The sequence below is a fragment of the Neisseria sp. P0021.S005 genome, from assembly GCF_051956955.1.
The window spans coordinates 1-2,515 of sequence record NZ_JBQCWY010000451.1; the positions used below are offsets into that span (position 1 = coordinate 1).

At 48.2% G+C, this 2,515-nt stretch carries 4 protein-coding genes; all 4 read left to right on the forward strand.

What is annotated here, in order from left to right; genetic code table 11:
- Positions 1-162: 162 nt before the first annotated feature.
- Positions 163-900 carry a DNA polymerase III subunit epsilon gene (gene dnaQ, locus ACTHUE_RS15435; protein WP_070460805.1) on the forward strand — a complete coding sequence of 246 codons (738 nt, stop codon included), beginning with the start codon at positions 163-165 and terminating at the stop codon, positions 898-900.
- Complete coding sequence (gene ispD / locus ACTHUE_RS15440) at positions 897-1,583, forward strand: 2-C-methyl-D-erythritol 4-phosphate cytidylyltransferase (protein WP_070460803.1); 687 nt, start codon at positions 897-899, stop codon at positions 1,581-1,583. Before dnaQ ends, ispD begins: the two co-directional genes overlap by 4 nt.
- A gap of 32 nt (positions 1,584-1,615) precedes the next feature.
- The gene (gene ispF, locus ACTHUE_RS15445) at positions 1,616-2,095 is read left to right on the forward strand and encodes a 2-C-methyl-D-erythritol 2,4-cyclodiphosphate synthase (protein WP_070460801.1); all 480 of its coding nucleotides are present in this window, start codon (positions 1,616-1,618) and stop codon (positions 2,093-2,095) included.
- A gap of 43 nt (positions 2,096-2,138) precedes the next feature.
- The coding region (gene rpiA / locus ACTHUE_RS15450) for a ribose 5-phosphate isomerase A (RefSeq protein ID WP_440423928.1) at positions 2,139-2,515 on the forward strand (377 nt) is incomplete at its 3' end.

Genomic DNA, 2,515 nt, shown 5'->3' on the forward strand with positions numbered 1-2,515 from the left:
GTCGTAATAGATGGTCATTAGATGAAAAAAGAATAAAGGCCGTCTGAAAAAATCCAGCAATAAAAGGGTATTGCAAAAGCAGCTAAAGTTTTGCTGACTATACATTTCAGACGGCCTTCAGTATGATTCAGGACGTTTTGATAATTGCAGAAACCACTAACCATGAGCCAACGTCAGATTATCCTCGATACGGAGACCACGGGTCTTTATCCTGAAAACGGCGACCGTCTGGTCGAATTTGCCGGCTTGGAAATGATCAACCGCCAAATGACCGACTCCAACCTTCATTTATATATCCATCCCGAACGCGATATGCCGGAGGAAGCGGCGAAGGTGCATGGTTTGACGATTGAAGTATTGGAAGCGAAGAATGCGCCGCCGTTTGCCCAAGTGGGTAAACAGATTGCTGACTTTATACGTGGTGCAGAGCTGATTATCCATAATGCCAAGTTTGACGTCGGCTTCCTGAATATGGAATTTCGCCGCATGGGCTTGCCTTCTATTGAGGAACTGGGTTGTAAAGTGACCGACACGCTGGCTATGGCACGTGAAATGTTTCCGGGACAAAAGGCAAGCTTGGATGCGTTGTGTAACCGCTTTTCCGTTGACCGCAGCAAACGGGTTTTGCACGGCGCTCTAATCGACTGCGAGCTTTTGGGTGAAGTCTATCTTGCCATGACGCGTCAGCAGTTCGATCTGATGGGCGGTGAGACGGAAGAAGAGGGCGAAGTCAAACAAACCGTTATTGCGGAAACCAAACGTACCTCGCAGTTGAAAGTCATCAAAGCCAATGCGGACGAGCTGGCGGCACATGAAAAATATTTGGACGATTTGGGCGAAGCGTGTGTATGGCGCAAGGCCGAAACTTCTGATGAGGCTAATGCCGGAGCGTCAGCATGATACGCCGCAATATCGCTTTGATTCCTGCTGCCGGTGTGGGAGCGCGATTTGGTGCAGGAAAACCAAAACAATATGTTGAAATAAATGGTAAAACCGTATTGCAACATACCATAGAAATTTTTGAGCAACACTCCCGCATAGATTTAATTGCCGTTATTCTTTTGCCGGAAGATTCGGTTTTTCAGACGGCCCTGTCTGAGAAAGTGCGCGTTTTTCGAGTAGGCGGCGCAAGTCGTGCCGAAACGGTACGCAATGGTGTGTCCGTTTTATTGGAGCAAGGTTTGGCCGAGGCGCAAGACAATATTTTGGTTCATGATGCTGCACGCTGTTGCCTGCCTGCCGAAGCGTTAACGCGTTTGCTTGATGAGGCGGGTGAGAATGATGAAGGCGGTATTTTGGCCATACCGGTGGCCGATACGCTCAAGCGCTCAGACGGCAATCATCATATTGATGAAACCGTTGCGCGCGCAGGATTATGGCAGGCGCAAACGCCGCAGCTTTTTCAGACGGCCTTATTACACCGTGCTTTATCGGTTGATGATTTAAGTGAGATTACGGATGAAGCGTCAGCGGTTGAAAAACTGGGTATCCGGCCACGCTTGGTGCAGGGCGATACGCGCAATTTAAAATTGACGCTGCCGCAAGACGAATACATTGTCAGATTGTTGCTCAAGGCCGTCTGAACAATCAAAACCCATTATTTAAGGAAACAAACATGAATATCCGTATCGGACAGGGCTACGATGTCCATCAGTTGGTCGAAGGGCGAGATTTGATACTCGGCGGCGTCAACATTCCGTTTGAAAAAGGCTTGCTGGGTCATTCAGATGCCGATGCGCTCTTGCATGCGATTACCGATGCCCTGTTGGGTGCGGCCGGTTTGGGCGATATCGGCAGCCATTTTCCTGATACTGCCGCCGAGTTCAAAGATGCCGACAGCCGTGTGCTGTTGCGTGAGGCTTATCAAAGCGTGCAGAAATTGGGTTGGAAGGTGGTTAATGTCGATACGACCGTGATTGCGCAAAAGCCAAAACTTGCGCCGCATATTCCGGCAATGCGCGCTAATATCGCCGCAGATTTGGGTTTGCCTGCAAACTGCGTGAATATCAAGGGCAAAACCAACGAAAAACTTGGCTATCTGGGACGTATGGAAGCCATTGAAGCGCAAGCGGCAGTATTGCTGATTAAAGCCTAAGAGCTTAAAATTACTTTATTATTCAAACTGAAAGACTGACAACATGGCAACTCAAGACGAACTTAAACGCATTGCCGCCGAAAAAGCGGTGGAATTTGTTCCTGAAAACGAATACATCGGTATCGGTACCGGCTCTACCATCAACTTTTTTATTGAAGCTTTGGGTAAAAGCGGTAAGAAAATTAAGGGTGCCGTGTCTACTTCTAAAAAATCCAGCGAGCTTTTGGCAAAATACGAGATTCCAGAAGTTTCACTGAATGAAGTGATGGGATTGGCGATTTATGTTGACGGCGCAGACGAAGTCAACCACGCGCTGCAAATGATTAAAGGCGGCGGCGGTGCGCATTTGAACGAAAAAATCGTGGCCAGCGCATCCGATAAATTTGTCTGTATCGCCGATGAAAGCAAATATGTTTCTCG